This is a genomic window from Reichenbachiella agarivorans (assembly GCF_025502585.1).
Lineage (GTDB): Bacteria > Bacteroidota > Bacteroidia > Cytophagales > Cyclobacteriaceae > Reichenbachiella > Reichenbachiella agarivorans.
The window spans coordinates 1,671,984-1,687,347 of record NZ_CP106679.1 but is presented as its reverse complement, the minus strand read 5'-3'; the positions used below and the strand labels follow the sequence as shown (position 1 = coordinate 1,687,347).

15 protein-coding genes are annotated in these 15,364 nt (G+C 40.5%); 1 reads left to right on the top strand and 14 read right to left on the bottom strand.

What is annotated here, in order from left to right:
• Positions 1-70 precede the first annotated feature (70 nt).
• Complete coding sequence (locus N6H18_RS07060) at positions 71-2,236, bottom strand: S9 family peptidase (RefSeq protein WP_262311137.1); 2,166 nt, start codon at positions 2,234-2,236, stop codon at positions 71-73.
• Between the two features lie 141 nt (positions 2,237-2,377).
• The gene (locus tag N6H18_RS07055; RefSeq protein ID WP_262311136.1) at positions 2,378-3,373 is read right to left on the bottom strand and encodes an adenosine kinase; all 996 of its coding nucleotides are present in this window, start codon (positions 3,371-3,373) and stop codon (positions 2,378-2,380) included.
• Positions 3,374-3,758: 385 nt separating this feature from the next.
• On the opposite strand from N6H18_RS07055, the gene asnS reads away from it, so the two are divergent.
• Positions 3,759-5,210, top strand: a complete 1,452-nt coding sequence (gene asnS, locus N6H18_RS07050; protein ID WP_262311135.1) for an asparagine--tRNA ligase — start codon at positions 3,759-3,761, stop codon at positions 5,208-5,210.
• Positions 5,211-5,299: 89 nt separating this feature from the next.
• Here the strand turns inward: asnS and N6H18_RS07045 are convergent, their stop codons facing one another.
• From N6H18_RS07045 to N6H18_RS06995, 12 genes are all read right to left on the bottom strand, one after another.
• Positions 5,300-5,836, bottom strand: a complete 537-nt coding sequence (locus tag N6H18_RS07045) for an OmpH family outer membrane protein (RefSeq protein ID WP_262311134.1) — start codon at positions 5,834-5,836, stop codon at positions 5,300-5,302.
• Positions 5,837-5,849: 13 nt separating this feature from the next.
• On the bottom strand, positions 5,850-6,401 hold the full coding sequence (locus N6H18_RS07040) for an OmpH family outer membrane protein (protein ID WP_262311133.1): 552 nt from the start codon (positions 6,399-6,401) through the stop codon (positions 5,850-5,852).
• Between the two features lie 66 nt (positions 6,402-6,467).
• Entirely contained in the window at positions 6,468-7,061 is a 594-nt protein-coding gene (locus N6H18_RS18640) for a BamA/TamA family outer membrane protein (RefSeq protein WP_316044841.1), read from the bottom strand.
• Entirely contained in the window at positions 7,039-9,150 is a 2,112-nt protein-coding gene (locus N6H18_RS07035; protein WP_316044840.1) for a BamA/OMP85 family outer membrane protein, read from the bottom strand. Before N6H18_RS07035 ends, N6H18_RS18640 begins: the two co-directional genes overlap by 23 nt.
• Positions 9,151-9,179: 29 nt before the next feature.
• A complete protein-coding gene (locus N6H18_RS07030) occupies positions 9,180-9,917 on the bottom strand; it encodes an isoprenyl transferase (protein WP_262311132.1) in 738 nt (245 codons plus the stop codon).
• A gap of 82 nt (positions 9,918-9,999) precedes the next feature.
• The gene (porG, locus tag N6H18_RS07025; RefSeq protein WP_262311131.1) at positions 10,000-10,698 is read right to left on the bottom strand and encodes a type IX secretion system protein PorG; all 699 of its coding nucleotides are present in this window, start codon (positions 10,696-10,698) and stop codon (positions 10,000-10,002) included.
• Positions 10,699-10,723: 25 nt separating this feature from the next.
• Positions 10,724-11,842, bottom strand: coding sequence for a DUF6089 family protein (locus N6H18_RS07020; RefSeq protein ID WP_262311130.1), 1,119 nt, complete (start codon positions 11,840-11,842; stop codon positions 10,724-10,726).
• Between the two features lie 105 nt (positions 11,843-11,947).
• Positions 11,948-12,820, bottom strand: coding sequence for an NAD kinase (locus N6H18_RS07015; RefSeq protein ID WP_262311129.1), 873 nt, complete (start codon positions 12,818-12,820; stop codon positions 11,948-11,950).
• 18 nt (positions 12,821-12,838) lie between these two features.
• A complete protein-coding gene (locus N6H18_RS07010) occupies positions 12,839-13,501 on the bottom strand; it encodes a CBS domain-containing protein (RefSeq protein WP_262311128.1) in 663 nt (220 codons plus the stop codon).
• Positions 13,498-14,268, bottom strand: coding sequence for an alpha/beta fold hydrolase (locus N6H18_RS07005; RefSeq protein WP_262311127.1), 771 nt, complete (start codon positions 14,266-14,268; stop codon positions 13,498-13,500). Before N6H18_RS07005 ends, N6H18_RS07010 begins: the two co-directional genes overlap by 4 nt.
• 55 nt (positions 14,269-14,323) lie before the next feature.
• A complete protein-coding gene (locus N6H18_RS07000; protein ID WP_262311126.1) occupies positions 14,324-14,911 on the bottom strand; it encodes a CvpA family protein in 588 nt (195 codons plus the stop codon).
• Positions 14,868-15,317, bottom strand: coding sequence for a GatB/YqeY domain-containing protein (locus tag N6H18_RS06995; RefSeq protein WP_262311125.1), 450 nt, complete (start codon positions 15,315-15,317; stop codon positions 14,868-14,870). The genes N6H18_RS07000 and N6H18_RS06995 overlap by 44 nt, the downstream gene beginning before the upstream one ends.
• Positions 15,318-15,364 lie beyond the last annotated feature (47 nt).

Below are 15,364 nucleotides of genomic sequence, written 5' to 3'. Positions count from 1 at the left end.
TATAGAGTATAAAAAAAGCAATCCCTTGTAAACCAAGGGATTGCTTTCGCAAGACAAAGGTAGTTATATTTTACAAATTGCTCATAATCCAGTTGGTCATCATCGTGTAAAGATGTGTCCGTGTTTTCCCTCCATATAGGCTATGTGCCTTGTCTGGATAATAAAATGAATCAAATTGCTTGTTGGCCTGAATCAAACTCTCTTGGAGCATCACTGCATTTTGGAAATGGACATTGTCATCACCTGTGCCATGGATTAGTAGAAAATTCCCTTTGAGCTGTTGAGCATAGGTGTTGGGAGAATTGCTGTCATAACCTTCTGGATTGTCCTGAGGCTTTCTCATATAGCGCTCGGTGTAGATGGTGTCATAAAATCTCCAGTTGGTCACTGGTGCCACGGCTACACCTGCTTTGAAGATACCATCGCCAGTCATCATGGCCAGAGACGACATGTGTCCTCCATAGCTCCATCCCCAGATACCAATTCTATTTGAATCCACAAAACTCATCTTACCTAGGAATTTGGCACTAGCAAACATGTCTTCTACTTCCATTTTTCCTAGATTCATGTAAGTCATTTTCTTGAACGCCTCTCCGCGTCCGCCAGTCCCACGAGAGTCTACACATACTACGATGTAGCCGTTCTGTACCAGCATTTGGTGATAGTAGTAATGTCCACCAGACCAGCTATTGGTCACGTTTTGAGATCCAGGCCCGCTGTATTGATAGATCAAGACAGGGTATTTCTTCGTGCTGTCCATATTGGCAGGTTGTAACATGTAGGCATTCAACTGATTCTGATCTGCCCCGTCAATCTGGAAAAAGATTTTTTCGCTGAGTTGATACGCTTGGATTCTATCTTTGAGCGCCTGATTGTCTTTGAGTACTTTGATCAGCTTATTGGTTTTGGTTGAAACCAAAGAAATCTCCAAAGGTGTAGTACTAGAACTGTTATACGCAATGTAATATTTGAAATCCTTGCTCATATCCACAGAATTGGTTCCTGCTTTGGTGCTCAATTTCATTTTACCTTTGCCTTTGATGTCTACTTTGTACAAGTGGCGTTCCATCGACGATCCCTCTGTGGAAATGTAGTATAGCACTGGCGTCTTAGAAGATTGATCTAAACCAACAAACTCTTCCGCCTCCCAATTGCCTTTGGTGATAGGGTTTTGCATCTGTCCGTCCATACGGTGTAGGTAGTAATGCTTGTAGCCCTCTCTTTCGGTTGAATAAAGAAAATGTGTCCCATTGTTGAGATAAATCAGCTCATGTGCATAGGTCACATCCAAATAGGTTTTGGACTTGTCTGTAAACACCAAGGTCATCACACCAGATTGTGCATTGACATGGTAGATATCTAGCTTGTTTTGCAATCTATTCAGCTGCATCAAGGACAGCATGTTGGCATCCTGAGTCCATTGCATTTTAGGATAATAGACGTCTGTCTCTTTGCCTGTTTTTACCTTGACATTTTCGTTTTTAGCCAATTGATGAATGAAAACCTCCACCACAGCGTTGTCTTCGCCTGCCTTTGGGTATTTGTATCTGTAGTCACGGGGATAGAGGGCTCCATTGTCCCAATATTGCAGATTGTATTCTTTGACCTGACTTTCGTCAAAACGGAAGAAAGCAATTTTTTTGCTGTCTGGAGACCACTCAAATGCTTTGGTTAGGTACAATTCTTCTTCGTACACCCAATCTGTACTGCCATTGATGATGCTTCCGAATTTACCATCTTTGGTCACTGCATATTCAGACATGTTGACAAGCTTGACATAGTACAGGTTATTCTCCCTCACAAAGGCCACCATAGAATTGTCTGGCGAGAATGTCGCATAAGATTGACGGCCACCATTTGAAAGTTTCTTCAATTCGCTCCCTTCAAACGTATAGACATAATACTCTGCTGTGTAGGATCTTCTGTAGATGAATTTTTGCTCCGTCAACAACAAGATTTTCTTTTCATTGTCACTGAATTCGTAATCCGAAATCTTGATATTGAGTTTGTTACCATCCACTAGTATCGAATCTGATGCTCCAGTGGTGACATTGTATCGAAGGATTTGGTTGTCTTCCAAGGCAGAGTAGTACAGACCATTATTCATCCAGTTGAGACTGGACAGGTAGTCAGATCTGAAAGTGCCTTTTTCGGTGAAATCTTCCACCGTAATTTTCTTTTGCGCAACTGACGAGACTGCCAGTGAAAGAAATAAAATGGTTAATAATTGCTTCATGTGTCTTGTATCTATTATCATTTAAAACAAATATATGATATAGATCAAAACTACACCGAAACATATTATGTAAACGGTAGCGAAATTAGACCCAAGACCCAAGAACCAATTCAAAATCTTGGGTCTTGGGTCTTAAATATTTTATTCTGTTAAGTGTTTCAAAATCTCTTTGGCCTGCGACCATTCCAGCCTTGGACCGAACTGAGAGACGACCTTGGAAGATGCCAAACTGGCCAACTTTCCCGCTTCGGCATAACTGTGACCGTGCGTGATGCCGTACATAAATGCCCCTGCAAACATGTCTCCAGCACCATTCGTATCAATGGCGTCTACTGCATACGGCTCTATATCGACGAAGGTATCCCCATCAAATATCATCGCACCATTCTTACCCATCGTGATGACAAATTTCTTAGCCACTCCCTTCAATACTTCTCTGGCATCCAAGATGTTTTTCGTATCAGTAAAGAGCATCGCTTCTTCTTCATTGCAAAACAACAAATCAACCCCGGTACCCACTACTTCTTTCATCTCCGCATTGAAAAACTTGACCATACTGGGATCAGAAAAAGAAAGTGCAACCTTCACACCATTGGCACGGGCGACTTCCATAGCTTTTTTCATGGCGTCACGACCCGAAGGAGAAGGCACTAAATATCCCTCAGAGTAGATGTAAGTAGAGTTTTTGATCGCCTCTTCGTCGATCTCCGCCACCGAAAAATCAGAGGTGATACCCAAGAAAGTATTCATCGTACGCTCAGCATCAGGAGTCGTCATGACCAAACATCTACCTGTAATACCTGCTGGAGCTGTCTCAGGGATAAGTTTGGTATCCACGCCATTGTCTTTCAAATCTTTGAGGTAGAAAGTCCCAAAATCATCGTTGGACACTTTGCAAGAGTAGTAACAAGTGCCACCAAATTGGCTAGCAGCCACGACCGTGTTGGCAGCTGATCCACCGCCTTTCATCATGCTTTCGCTTACTTGGATCTGGCTGATCAGTTGCTTTTGTCGGTCTTCTTCTACTAGCGTCATGAGACCTTTTTCGACCTCATTGTCAGATAGGAATTTCTCATCTACTTCGAATACCAAATCTACCAAGGCATTACCAATGCCATATATATCGTATTTCTTCATTACTGTTTAGTTAATTCGTTATGACCAAAAGTGGACTGACTGTCAACCCGCTTTTGTAATTTGTAGCAAATAGAGTGAATCCTCTACTTAGAAGGAAAGAAGCCTGTCAATTTCTATCAAATAGCATTCGAGGGATGAACAGCAATCAGCTTAGCACATGCTTTATATGCCCTCAATTGACTATTTCTCATATACTATTCACTACGAATTGGAAAGCAGTTTAAAAAGCCCTTTTTTTGCGTTCCTTCTTCTTTTGGGAGGAATATTTGGCTAGGTCATAAAAATTATGGCCTACTGACTTCTGCCATCAAAACTAGCAGAGACAGCAGTAGATTATAACTTTCAACTCCTGAATTGAAAAAATCAGGTTTAAAAAACAAACAAAGTGAGCACCGAAAAACGCACCAAAATACTGGACATATTACAATCGGGAGAGGTTGGGACCAGTACGCTTGTAAAGGGATGGGTTAGAACCAAAAGGCAAAACAAGAATGTAGCATTCATTGCCTTGAATGATGGCTCTACGATCAACAACATACAGCTGGTCGTGGATCCTAATCTGATCTCTGAGGTACTTTTGAAAAGCACCACAACAGGTGCGTGTATCGCCGCAAAGGGCGAATTGGTCGCCTCACAGGGCTCTGGCCAAAAGGTAGAACTCATGGTCAAATCACTGGAAGTACTCGGTGAGGCAGATCCAGAAAAATATCCTCTGCAGCCTAAAAAGCATTCGATGGAGTTCCTCCGTGAGATTGCTTACTTGCGTCCTCGCACCAGTACTTTTAGTGCGGTGTTCAGGATTCGTCACGCGATGATTTTCGCGGTGCACAATTTTTTCAATGACAAGGGATTCTTCAACATCCATACCCCAATCATCACTGCGTCTGATGCAGAAGGTGCTGGTGAGACTTTCAAAGTTACGACTTTAGATCTCAACCAGGTCCCCAGAACTGAAGATGGCAAGGTAGACTACAGCCAAGATTTCTTTGAAAAGGAAACCAACCTGACCGTATCTGGTCAGTTGGAAGGAGAGTTGGCAGCTATGGCATTGGGACAGATTTACACTTTCGGCCCTACATTCCGAGCTGAAAACTCAAATACTACCAGACACTTGGCTGAATTTTGGATGATCGAGCCAGAGATGGCTTTCGCAGATATCGATGACAATGCTGATCTGGCAGAGGAAATGTTGCAGTACTTGGTGCAATATGCACTGGATCACTGTGCCGATGATTTGAAGTTCTTGCACGAACGGGAGGTAGAAGAAAACAAAAACAAGAAGGAAACTGAGCGACCAGAAATGTACCTGCTCGACAGATTGAAATTCGTTGTAGAAAATGATTTCGAGCGTGTGACCTACACCGAGGCAATTGATATTTTGAGAAATTCAAATCCTAACAAGAAGAAGAAGTTCCAGTATTTGATCGAATCATGGGGGGCAGATTTGCAATCAGAGCACGAAAGATTCTTGGTAGAGAAGCACTTCAAAAAGCCCGTCATCTTGACCAATTACCCTAAGGATATCAAAGCATTCTACATGCGACAAAACGACGATGGCAAGACCGTTGCTGCTATGGACATTCTCTTCCCAGGTATCGGTGAGATTGTGGGCGGATCGCAGCGTGAAGAGCGCTTAGACAAGCTGGAACAAAGAATGGCAGAGATGGGAATCCCCTCAGAAGAACTATGGTGGTATCTCGATACCCGAAAGTTCGGTTCAGCACCACACAGTGGATTCGGATTAGGATTTGAGCGTATGATCCTCTTCGTGACAGGGATGACCAATATAAGAGATGTTATTCCTTTCCCAAGGACTCCTGGCAATGCAGAGTTTTAAACCAACTTCACGTGCTAAGAGAGGTAATAAAAAAAGTCCTTGCTCATCTGATGAACAAGGACTTTCTTTATATCGAAATTTATCTCTGCTTACTTTGCAGGAGGTGTGATACCCAATTTCTTGAAGATCAAGTTTGATACATCATATTTTTCATCTGCATCCAAAAGAATATCTACTCCTGGTACGCCTGTACTGAAAATAGCGTCATAGCCATTTTCTGTTCTTACTGCTTTGATTGCATTACCGATTTCTTCAAACAATGGAGCATAAAGCGTAGTTTGCTTTTTCTGCAATGAAACTTGAGCATCTTTTTGGAAAGTCTCTAGTCTTGTTTGTAGATTTTGCAATTCTGATTCTTTGTCAGCTCTCATGATATCAGTCATGGTTGCTGCACCTTGCTGATATTCTTGCAATTTGGTTTGGAACTCTTGTCCTTTTGATTGCAATTGGTTTTGCAACTGAGATTCATATGTTTTGTACTCTGAATCTACTTGTTTCGCCTTTGGCATCTGGCTCAAGATATATTCTACGTTGGTATATCCAAATTTGAATGATACTCCTTGAGCTTGCGAGCTAACAGATACAGCCACGAATGCCAATACTGCGATTAATGATTTGATTTTCATATTTCTGTCCTAATTAATTATTACTTATTACATCGTTCTTATCACCCAGACCTAGCTCTTCGAGTACATAATCAGTATAATCATGAACTGGGTCGGTATATATCATTACGAGATCACCTGATTTGTCAAAGACAATTTGCAATCTCTGTTTTTTTGCTACTTTCTCTATTGCCTCAAACACTTTGTCTTGGACTGGTTTGATTAATTCCTTCTTCTTCAAAAAGAACAGCCCTTCAAAACCAAAAATTTTATTTTGATAGGCCTTCACTTCATCCCATTTACGATTGATCTCTTTGTATCGATCGTCTTTCATTTCTTTGGTCAATAGCACTTCCTCAGCTTTAAGGGCAACTTCCAGAATCTGGATTTCCTTGTACATTTCCTGTATTTCGGCTTCCCATGCTTTGGATAGTTTATCTATTTCTCCATTTGCTTCCGCGTATTCTGGCACTTGACTCAATATGTAGTCTGTATCCACATAGCCAAATTTTTGGGCCTGTGATACATTTACAATTAAAATCAGAGTAAACGCAAGAATCGAACCGAATTTATAAATATTCTTCATTTCACGCGGATAATAGATGCTAAAATTAATCCATTGTTAGTTAATGACTATTCTTTCTTGCATTTATTATCTCAATGTTTGACCAATTGAGAAGTGAATTTGTCCTCCACTGGCACCTCCGTTTGGATTACTAGGATCAGGACTAAAGCCATAACCCCAATCAATACCTAGTAGACCAAATGCTGGCATGAATATTCTCACACCTGCGCCCGCTGATGAATAGAGGTTATTTGGGTCATACTCACTGAAATTGAGCCAGTTGTTGCCTGCCTCTGCAAAAGTCAAAACATAGATCGTTGCGGATGGATTCAACGAAACTGGATACCTCAGTTCGAATACAAATTTATTAAATATGGTACCTCCATTGATTTGATTACCATTGACAACCTCCGTAGGAGTAATCGAATTGTTATCATATCCTCTCAATCCAATGACATCATTACCCAATAGGAAATTAGATCCCGTAAGACCATCTCCACCAAGCTGGAATCGCTCAAATGGACCTACACCTGTGGTGCTTTGATAAGCACCCAAATAACCCATATGAGCCCGTGCCTGTAAAACTAAATTGCCAACAATCTGCATATAGTAGGCAGCATCAAACATCCATTTGTGGTACTCTACCCATTTGTATCGCTCATTGTTGGAGGCTGTTTTCATAATCCAAGTCATTGAACAAAGAGTAAGGTGGTGTCAATGCTAAACTCAAACTAATCGATGATCCACTTCGCGGGAACATGGGGTTGTCAACACTATTTCGAGCCAAAGTAGTCTTGAAGGTAAAGTTATTAGCCACACCTGTACTGTTGTCAAATCCTAAGCTACCACCGAACCTGTAAAGATTGTAGGTCGTGTACGACACTGCGTTGCTCAAAGTAAAATAATCATCAGGCCACTTGAGACGCTGTCCCAAGCTGACGGTAATCCCTGTCACCTGCATCGATCCTATGATGTCCTTTCTGTTGTAATCAAGACTCCTTTGCACAGAGTAATTGTAACTCACACCAAATGACATAGGCTTTTTACCTCCAAGCCATGGTTCGGAAAAGCTGACAGAATAACTCTGAAATTGACGTCCATTGGCCTGCAACCTCAGAGACAATTTTTGTCCATCCCCTACAGGTAGAGGTCTCCATTTATCAAAATGAGTCAGATTTCTAAGTGAAAAATTGTTGAATGTCAGACCCAATGTACCAACGAATCCAAATGAGCCTCCCCATCCACCTGAGAGTTCTATTTGATCACTTGGGCGTTCTTCAAGTGACCATTCTATGTCTACAGTTTCATCCGCTGGGTTAGGTATAGGGTTAGGACTCACTGTCTCTGGGTTGAAGTAACCCAGTTGAGACAATTCTCTCTGTGTTCTGATCAACTCAGACCTACTAAATTTCTGTCCAGGCAAAGTTCTCAACTCACGCATGATTACGTGATCATTGGTTCTATCATTGCCCGTCACATATACCTTTCTGATGGTAGCTTGTGCTCCTTCATAGATTCTCATCTCTACATCAATGGAATCTCCTTCTATTTTAATTTCGACGGGGTTGACACTAAAAAACAGATACCCATTGTCCATGTACAACGAACTCACATCTGGGCCGTTGGGGTTATAATTCAACTTCTTGTCCAAAGACTCCATGTTGTAAATATCTCCTCTCTCTACACCCAATATTTGATTGAGTGTTCGATCATCATGAATGAAGTTACCCGTCCAAGTAATTTCTCTGAAATAATATCTCTGACCTGGCTCCACTCTGATATTGATATCTACAGAATTTTCGTCAATGCTAACAATGGTATCCTCTGCTATGTATGCATCTCTGAATCCCTTCGAGTTATAAAACGCAATGAGTGCCTCTTTATCTTCTTCGTATTTTTCTTTGACAAATTTGGATGACTTAAAGACATTGAGTTTTACGTTTTCATAAATCAAATTCATGGCAGGTTTTGAAATACTGTACCATAGAGTGTCATCCTCATCTTTAATTTTGACTCGCTTATCTTTAGGCTTCAATGCATTGATCCCTGTGGCCACCAATGCACCTGCTATTTTGAATCTTGGACGTTCGCCAGTATTTTTCATTTTACTTTTCAGCTTCATCTCAGTGTACTCCCCATTGCCGACGAAGTTGACATCTCTGATCTTTACCTTCCTATTTTTCGCGATATGAATGTCCAACAAGACGCTATTGTTGATGATAGAGTCCTTTTTATATCTGATATCTACTTCTGTATTGAGATAGCCTTTCTCATAGAAGTATTTTTTGACAGTCATTTCAGTATTCTTGATGATGGCGTCTGTCATAACACGACCTCTGACCAAATCGATTTTTTCTTTCAAATCAGATTCTTGGCTTTTATTTACGCCGTGGAAGTTGAACCTACTCAACCTAGGTCTTTCTGTAAGTTCAATGGTGAGGTAAACATTGCTTCCTTCTATTTTGGTCGCATAGATTTCCACATTACCAATCAGACCTTGCTTCCATAGTTTTTTGATGGCCATGGTGATGTCATCTCCTGGTATTTTGATTTTGTCCCCTACTTTCAATCCTGATATTGAGGTCAACGCCACTTGATCGAGATACTCTGCGCCTTCAATTTTGATCTCCGCAATGGTATATTCTTGCGGATTAGAATAGTTAATGCGTACAGTATTGCTAGGATTAATCCTACCTTGGCTTCCGTACCTTATTTGACCAAAAGCACTTGTAGATGCGATAAGAACTAAAAGTAATAACTTTAATTTCATTGTTAGTATGCCGACTTCTCTGCCGTTAATTATTGGGTAAGTTGTTCACTGATTTTACCATATCTCCTCTCCCTTTTTTGAAAATCAATTACAGCCTCAAAGAGATCATTTTTTCTGAAGTCAGGCCAAAGTGTTTCGGTGAAAAACAGTTCAGCATAGGCCACTTGCCAAAGTAAAAAATTGCTGATTCTATGTTCTCCACTCGTTCTTATCATTAATTCTACATCTGGTATTGTATGTTCGCTAATGTATTGGTTGATGAATTGATTATTGATCTCATCAAATTCAATTTTCTTATTCTTCAAATCTTCCACTAGGCATTTGACGCTTTCTCCGATTTCCCAACGGCCACTGTAGTTTAAAGCTAGTGAGAGAATCATGCCATCATTGCTTGCAGTCTGGTCAATACCATATTGCAAATTCTTTTGCGCCTCTTTCGGTAAATGCAAAATATCTCCAAGAGGTTGCAACCGAATGTTATTTTTCATCAATGTAGGAATTTCCTTCTTGATGGTCGAAACCAGCAAATTCATCAATCCATCTACTTCGGCTTTTGGTCTACTCCAGTTTTCTGTCGAGAACGCATAAAGGGTCAATCTATCAACTCCTATTTCTGCACAAGCTTCTGCCGAGTCCCTAACAGCCTGAATGGCATTCCTATGTCCAAATAGACGTGCAGCTCCTCGCTGTTTTGCCCACCGTCCATTACCGTCCATGATGATGGCGATATGCTTGGGAATATTTGTTGAATCAATCTTCTCTTTCATGCCAATATCTCTGGCTTATGATATAAATAACCCGCAAAGTTGTTTCTTTTTTTGCTGAAAATGAACTCTATAATTAGTTTTCCTATTTATAGAGTGTTCTGTTAGGTATGTACTGGTAGGTACAAGGCACTTTGAAGATCACGTAAGAAATCGAAAAACCTACGAAATAATACCAGTCCTTGTCTTCAGGATTTCCAAATTGAAACGATGCTTTATCGTAGAGCTCGCTATCCGATACCTCGTCAAAATAATCTGTGAAGGTCTTCCTCGCTCCAAACTCAACCCCGACATTAAATTTCCGCCCTGCCAAATATTTGAATCCAAGTCCAAAAGGGATTACCGGTTGGATTCCTTTGATTTCTTCTCCACCGACATTGAAAATTTTCATAACACCAACTCCCCCAAACAAGTAAGGGGACCACTTGATTGCCGATTTTGGGTTTTTGTAATCTAGAAAATGAAATTCCATCACTGCACTACCTTCCAATATATTTCGACTAAAACTAGCATTCCTTTGCTCACCAAGAGCATCAAAAGGCCTATCGTCATTCCCTGATACTTGCCCATACAGCAGAGAAAATTTGAAACTGACATCCTTGTCGTAATTGATTCGGTAGTGGCCTTGTACGCCTAAGTTTTGTTGGAGGATATTGTATCCTCTGAACATATCACCAGAATAACTCATCGCCCCAATACCAATTCCAACTTCCGTTCGTTGCGCCAGTCCCACTTGGGTAAAAAAAAGAAATGCCGACAGAATCGGCAATATTTTTAGTCTCATAGAGTCTCTAGTTAATAAATAGCTATCACCTGAACTTACCTTTAGCCATTCCTTTTTTGTCAAGAATGTAAACCAATCTGATCTGAGTAGTCACTAAGAAATCCTTGTATTTGGAACTCGCTCTGTCTTGTCCAGCTACGTAGTTGTACCCATGCGTATAAGTTGAGCCACCACTCCAATTGAGGTCTGCATTTGATCTATCCAATTGGACTGCATGAGTACTTGTGATTCCACTTAAGTCACCACGATCTTTCCCATCCAACAACGATTTGCTTTCCGCTCCTCTTTCTGACAATGCTCGTGCCAAATGATCATTCCCAAAATAATCCAAGTTGGCATAATTACCTCCTATATCATCCAAATAGTCAGTAAACAAATACCTGAATCCAACTTCAAAATTTAAGTCAAAACTACGTGCAAGTTTAACTTTAACACCTAGCCCCAATGGCAATGAGAATTGAACTTTGCTATATGGTTTTAGATTCAATGAATCAGAGTATTGACCCTCAGTACCAATAGAGTGCAAATCTACCCACTCACCTTCTTTTTTTCCAGTTGGGTTTCCTGCCTGGTCAAACGCAGGTGCTTGCGCTTTAGGTGCATGATGAAATACTGCAACTCCTACAAACATATAAGGGTTGATAGGAAAACGTCTTCTTGCTCCACCATTGCTAGGAATCATATCTACTTCAAACCCTAAAGAAAGTTCCTTGATTGAATTTTTGAATTGGTAGTTTCTTGCCCATCGACCATAGTCACTTGTTTCCTGCTTGCTCGCATCTGGCCCTGGGACAGTACTACTACCTGTCGAATAATCTGAGACTTTAATTTGTCCATAGTTGAACCCTCCTCTAAGGAAAATACCAGGGTATAAAACTTTGGAAGCTGTAATTCCAAATCCGTCTGGGATGAATTTATAGTCAGTACTGAACTTACTACTGGAGTTACTAATGTCTCCAAAGTAATTGTTCATGTTCATACTTACCCCAATAGTGGTATATTTAGGATTGCCCACGCCAGAATAACCAACTTTCCCCCCCTTGTATTTGGAGAATTGCTTGCTAGTATTTTTATTCTTGTAACTGTAGCGGTTTTTTCTTTGCGCATCTGCATCTGTGACAGATATGACAATTAAGGCAAACAAAAGAGTTATTAGTATACTGTTTCTCATTACAAATTCAAACGACCCGTTAACACAAATCTATATAAATGTGCTGCAAATTAAACACATATATATTTGATATTTATACTAATTCCTAATATCTAAGCCCCAATTGAGTTTAGTTCTGAGCGTATCAAAGAAATTGTACCCGTTCAATTTTATTAATCTAGCGCTAAAAGACTCCTTCCTTACCGATAGGCTCACTGAATTATCTACTTTGTATGACCTTGAGTCTAAGGATGTTAAGAAGGACCTACCTTTCCCTTCGATTTCAAATGAAATAATACTAGAACCAGAAACGATCAGGGGTCTAACATTGAGATTGTGAGGACTTACAGGTGTAATAATAAAACTGTCGGATTGAGGTAGTACCAACGGTCCTCCTGCACTCAACGAATAACCTGTAGAGCCCGTAGGTGTAGAAACCATCAATCCATCTGCCCAATAGGTATTGACAAATTCACCGTCTATATAGCAATGTACGATGATCATGGAAGACGTGTCTCGTTTGAGTACCGCTACCTCGTTGAGGGCAAAATTTTGACCTTCAAAAACAGAGTTGTTGCTATCCAAATGAATCAACATCCTGTCATCAAAAGAAAACTCCTTTGCAAAAAAGCTGTTGAGGGCAGGTTCAATGTCCTTTTTATTGATGGTAGCCAAGAACCCCAGCTTACCTAGATTGATACCAAGAATAGGGGTTTGCAGACTTCCTACTTTGGACACGGTCTCTAGCAAGGTTCCATCTCCTCCCAAGCTGAAATAATAGTCTATGGTCGACGAATCAAATTTGGAATCGATCACTTCAAACTGCTTCGTTTTGAAGTGAGCTTTGGCTGATTGAAACAACTCGGGACTGAATACGATTTCAGAGTTGTTGGACTGTATTTGTTCTATAATTTGATCTAGGTAGAACAAGGAATCTTCCCTATTTATTCTACCATGTAAGGCTATTCGCATGGGTTGAGTTTTTTTGGATCAGACTTTTAGGTAGCGCATCAAGGTGTCTAAGCGTTCCTTTTCAAAGGTACTCTCTTCACCTTTTCCATATATAGAGGTGATCTTGTACCCAAATCTCTGTAGTGAAGAAATAATATTGGAGCCATTTTCTAGATTCAACTTCAATGTCAATCTGATCATTCCGGCTTGGTTGGCATTTTCTATAAAGCTGCTGAGTATTTTACCTCCTTCTGATTCTACAATTCTGCTTATCTCTGCCATAGAATAATCTGACATACTCATAGATGCAACTATGATGGTACCAGGACTATTGATTGCCGACATTTTTGAAAATGCCTCTACGACGTCTTGAATGGTGACACAGCCTATGTATTTTTTTTCTTCATTGAGGACAGCTACAATATTAGAACTGGCTTCATAGGCTCTTTTAAGCACTTCGTAATAATGTTCGTTTTGATCTACATGGAGATGTGCACTGAGCAAATGGAATTCTTCGATGCGATGAGCTCCTTGCACCTGATCGAACAATAAGTTTTCGTTGAAGATACCGACAAACTCACCATTTTGTACCACTGGCAATTCATGAATATGAAATTCATTCATCCATCTTTTCGCCTTTGAGACTTTGTCAGATGGTTTGAGCGGCGGAATGGTGTAGTTAATCAGATCTCTAGCTATCATGCTGTATTTCTTTTATTCAAAAATTCTTCAAGCACTTCATTGAACATGTCGGGGCGCTCCATCATAGGGGCGTGGCAACATTTGTCAATGAACCTCAATGTAGAGTTTTTCAACAGTCTGTTGAACTCATGTCCTACACGAGGAGGAGTGATTGTATCATTCAATCCCCAGATTAATAACGTTTCATTTTCAATTTGGTGCAATTCATGAGCCAAATTATTTCTTTGAGCTGATTTTGCTATCCCTACGATGCGCATACATTTGGGAATACTCTGCGTCGTATTAAAAATCTCATCAATGTATTCTTTGGTAGCTGTTTTGGGGTCATAGAATGTGTATTCTACTTTTTCTTTGATAAAATCATAGCTTCCTCGCTTTGGAAAAGAACCTCCCATGGAGTTTTCAAATAGACCAGAACTTCCCGTCAAAATCAACCGATCCACTTTTTCGGGATATTTCAACACATACATGAGCGCCATGTGTCCACCTAGCGAGTTGCCCATAAGGTCGAATTTTTCTAGCCCTTTGAACGCAATGAAAGACTCCAGAAACTCGATTAATTTCCCCAAACCAGCTTCACGAACTGGGAGTTCATAGATTGGCAACATCGGGATAATAATTTTATAATGGGGAGAAAACTTCTCGACCACAGATTGCCAGTTGCTCAGTGCGCCAAACAAGCCATGAAGCAGGAGCATGACTTTGCCCTCACCTTCTTCAATAAACTGAAACTCACCTTCTTCCTTTAAATTAGCTACCTCAAGCATGTTGATTTTTAAAAATTTCTTTAATTATATCTATAATATATTAATTTCTGATAAATCAGACGTTAACTTCTTGTTGATTTATCACTTCCTCAGAGTGTTCAAAGAAATCCATGATAAATGGAAATATGCTTGAAAGCATGTCAAAAAGTTTTGGTGCAAACGAAGTGATAGGCTCGTACAACAGGCTCCTACTCGTGATATCATGATCTATTTCTCCTCCGAAAGAATGATAAATCCAAAAGAAAATACTGATAAACAATGCCCATTTGACTATACCCAACAGACTACCTGCAATATCATCCAGACTGCCCAATAAAGTCAGGTCAAGTAATTTTTTGAGCACCTTGCCCAGCAGGTGCAGTGCAATGATGATGATGATGAAAATAACAGCAAACGAAATGACAGGCAATAGCCCCTCATAGCCGTCTATGAAATCTGATAACACCATCACTCCCCAGTCTATCAATCGGATCCCCAAGATGATGGCAATAAAAAACGCAGAGATAGAAATAATCTCCATCAAGAGCCCTTTTCTAAACCCCATGATCGCTCCGACCACCAAAAAGACCAGTATTACTATATCAATTACATTCAACTGCTTACCCCAATAAAGTTTTGACCATAATTGAAATAGACTTGCCATCTGCCTTGCCTGCTAGGGCTTTGGAAGCTGCTCCCATGACTTTGCCCATATCCTGTGGGCCAGTAGCTCCCACCTGAGCAATTACTTTTTGGAGTTCCGCCTTGAGATCTTCCTCTGATAGCTGCTTAGGCAGGTAGTGATTGATTACCTCCAGCTCCCCTTCTTCCTTGTCTGCTAGATCGTCACGACCCTGCTCTCTGAATAGGTCTGCAGAATCTTTTCTCTGCTTGGCAGCCTTCATCAGCAACTTCATTTCTGCATCTTCAGAGATTTCTTCCGTTGCGCCCTTTTCAGTTTCTGCAAGTAGGATCATCGATTTGATAGATCTAAGAGCTGTTAGCTTTTCTTTTTCTTTGGCCAGCATGGCAGCTTTGATGTCAGCGTTGATTTGATCTTTGAGGCTCATTATTTCTGGTTTTTTAATCTCTTAAAATGTGTAATTTTGATGCAAAT

Excerpts from the sequence above, each read along its gene's own strand:
- N6H18_RS07060 (WP_262311137.1), bottom strand. The coding sequence starts at position 2,236 with ATGAAGCAATTATTAACCATTTTATTTCTTTCACTGGCAGTCTCGTCA.
- N6H18_RS07055 (WP_262311136.1), bottom strand. The coding sequence starts at position 3,373 with ATGAAGAAATACGATATATATGGCATTGGTAATGCCTTGGTAGATTTG.
- N6H18_RS07045 (WP_262311134.1), bottom strand. The coding sequence starts at position 5,836 with ATGAAAATCAAATCATTAATCGCAGTATTGGCATTCGTGGCTGTATCT.
- N6H18_RS07040 (WP_262311133.1), bottom strand. The coding sequence starts at position 6,401 with ATGAAGAATATTTATAAATTCGGTTCGATTCTTGCGTTTACTCTGATT.
- N6H18_RS18640 (WP_316044841.1), bottom strand. The coding sequence starts at position 7,061 with ATGAAAACAGCCTCCAACAATGAGCGATACAAATGGGTAGAGTACCAC.
- N6H18_RS07035 (WP_316044840.1), bottom strand. The coding sequence starts at position 9,150 with ATGAAATTAAAGTTATTACTTTTAGTTCTTATCGCATCTACAAGTGCT.
- N6H18_RS07030 (WP_262311132.1), bottom strand. The coding sequence starts at position 9,917 with ATGAAAGAGAAGATTGATTCAACAAATATTCCCAAGCATATCGCCATC.
- porG (WP_262311131.1), bottom strand. The coding sequence starts at position 10,698 with ATGAGACTAAAAATATTGCCGATTCTGTCGGCATTTCTTTTTTTTACC.
- N6H18_RS07015 (WP_262311129.1), bottom strand. The coding sequence starts at position 12,820 with ATGCGAATAGCCTTACATGGTAGAATAAATAGGGAAGATTCCTTGTTC.
- N6H18_RS07010 (WP_262311128.1), bottom strand. The coding sequence starts at position 13,501 with ATGATAGCTAGAGATCTGATTAACTACACCATTCCGCCGCTCAAACCA.
- N6H18_RS07005 (WP_262311127.1), bottom strand. The coding sequence starts at position 14,268 with ATGCTTGAGGTAGCTAATTTAAAGGAAGAAGGTGAGTTTCAGTTTATT.
- N6H18_RS07000 (WP_262311126.1), bottom strand. The coding sequence starts at position 14,911 with ATGGCAAGTCTATTTCAATTATGGTCAAAACTTTATTGGGGTAAGCAG.
- N6H18_RS06995 (WP_262311125.1), bottom strand. The coding sequence starts at position 15,317 with ATGAGCCTCAAAGATCAAATCAACGCTGACATCAAAGCTGCCATGCTG.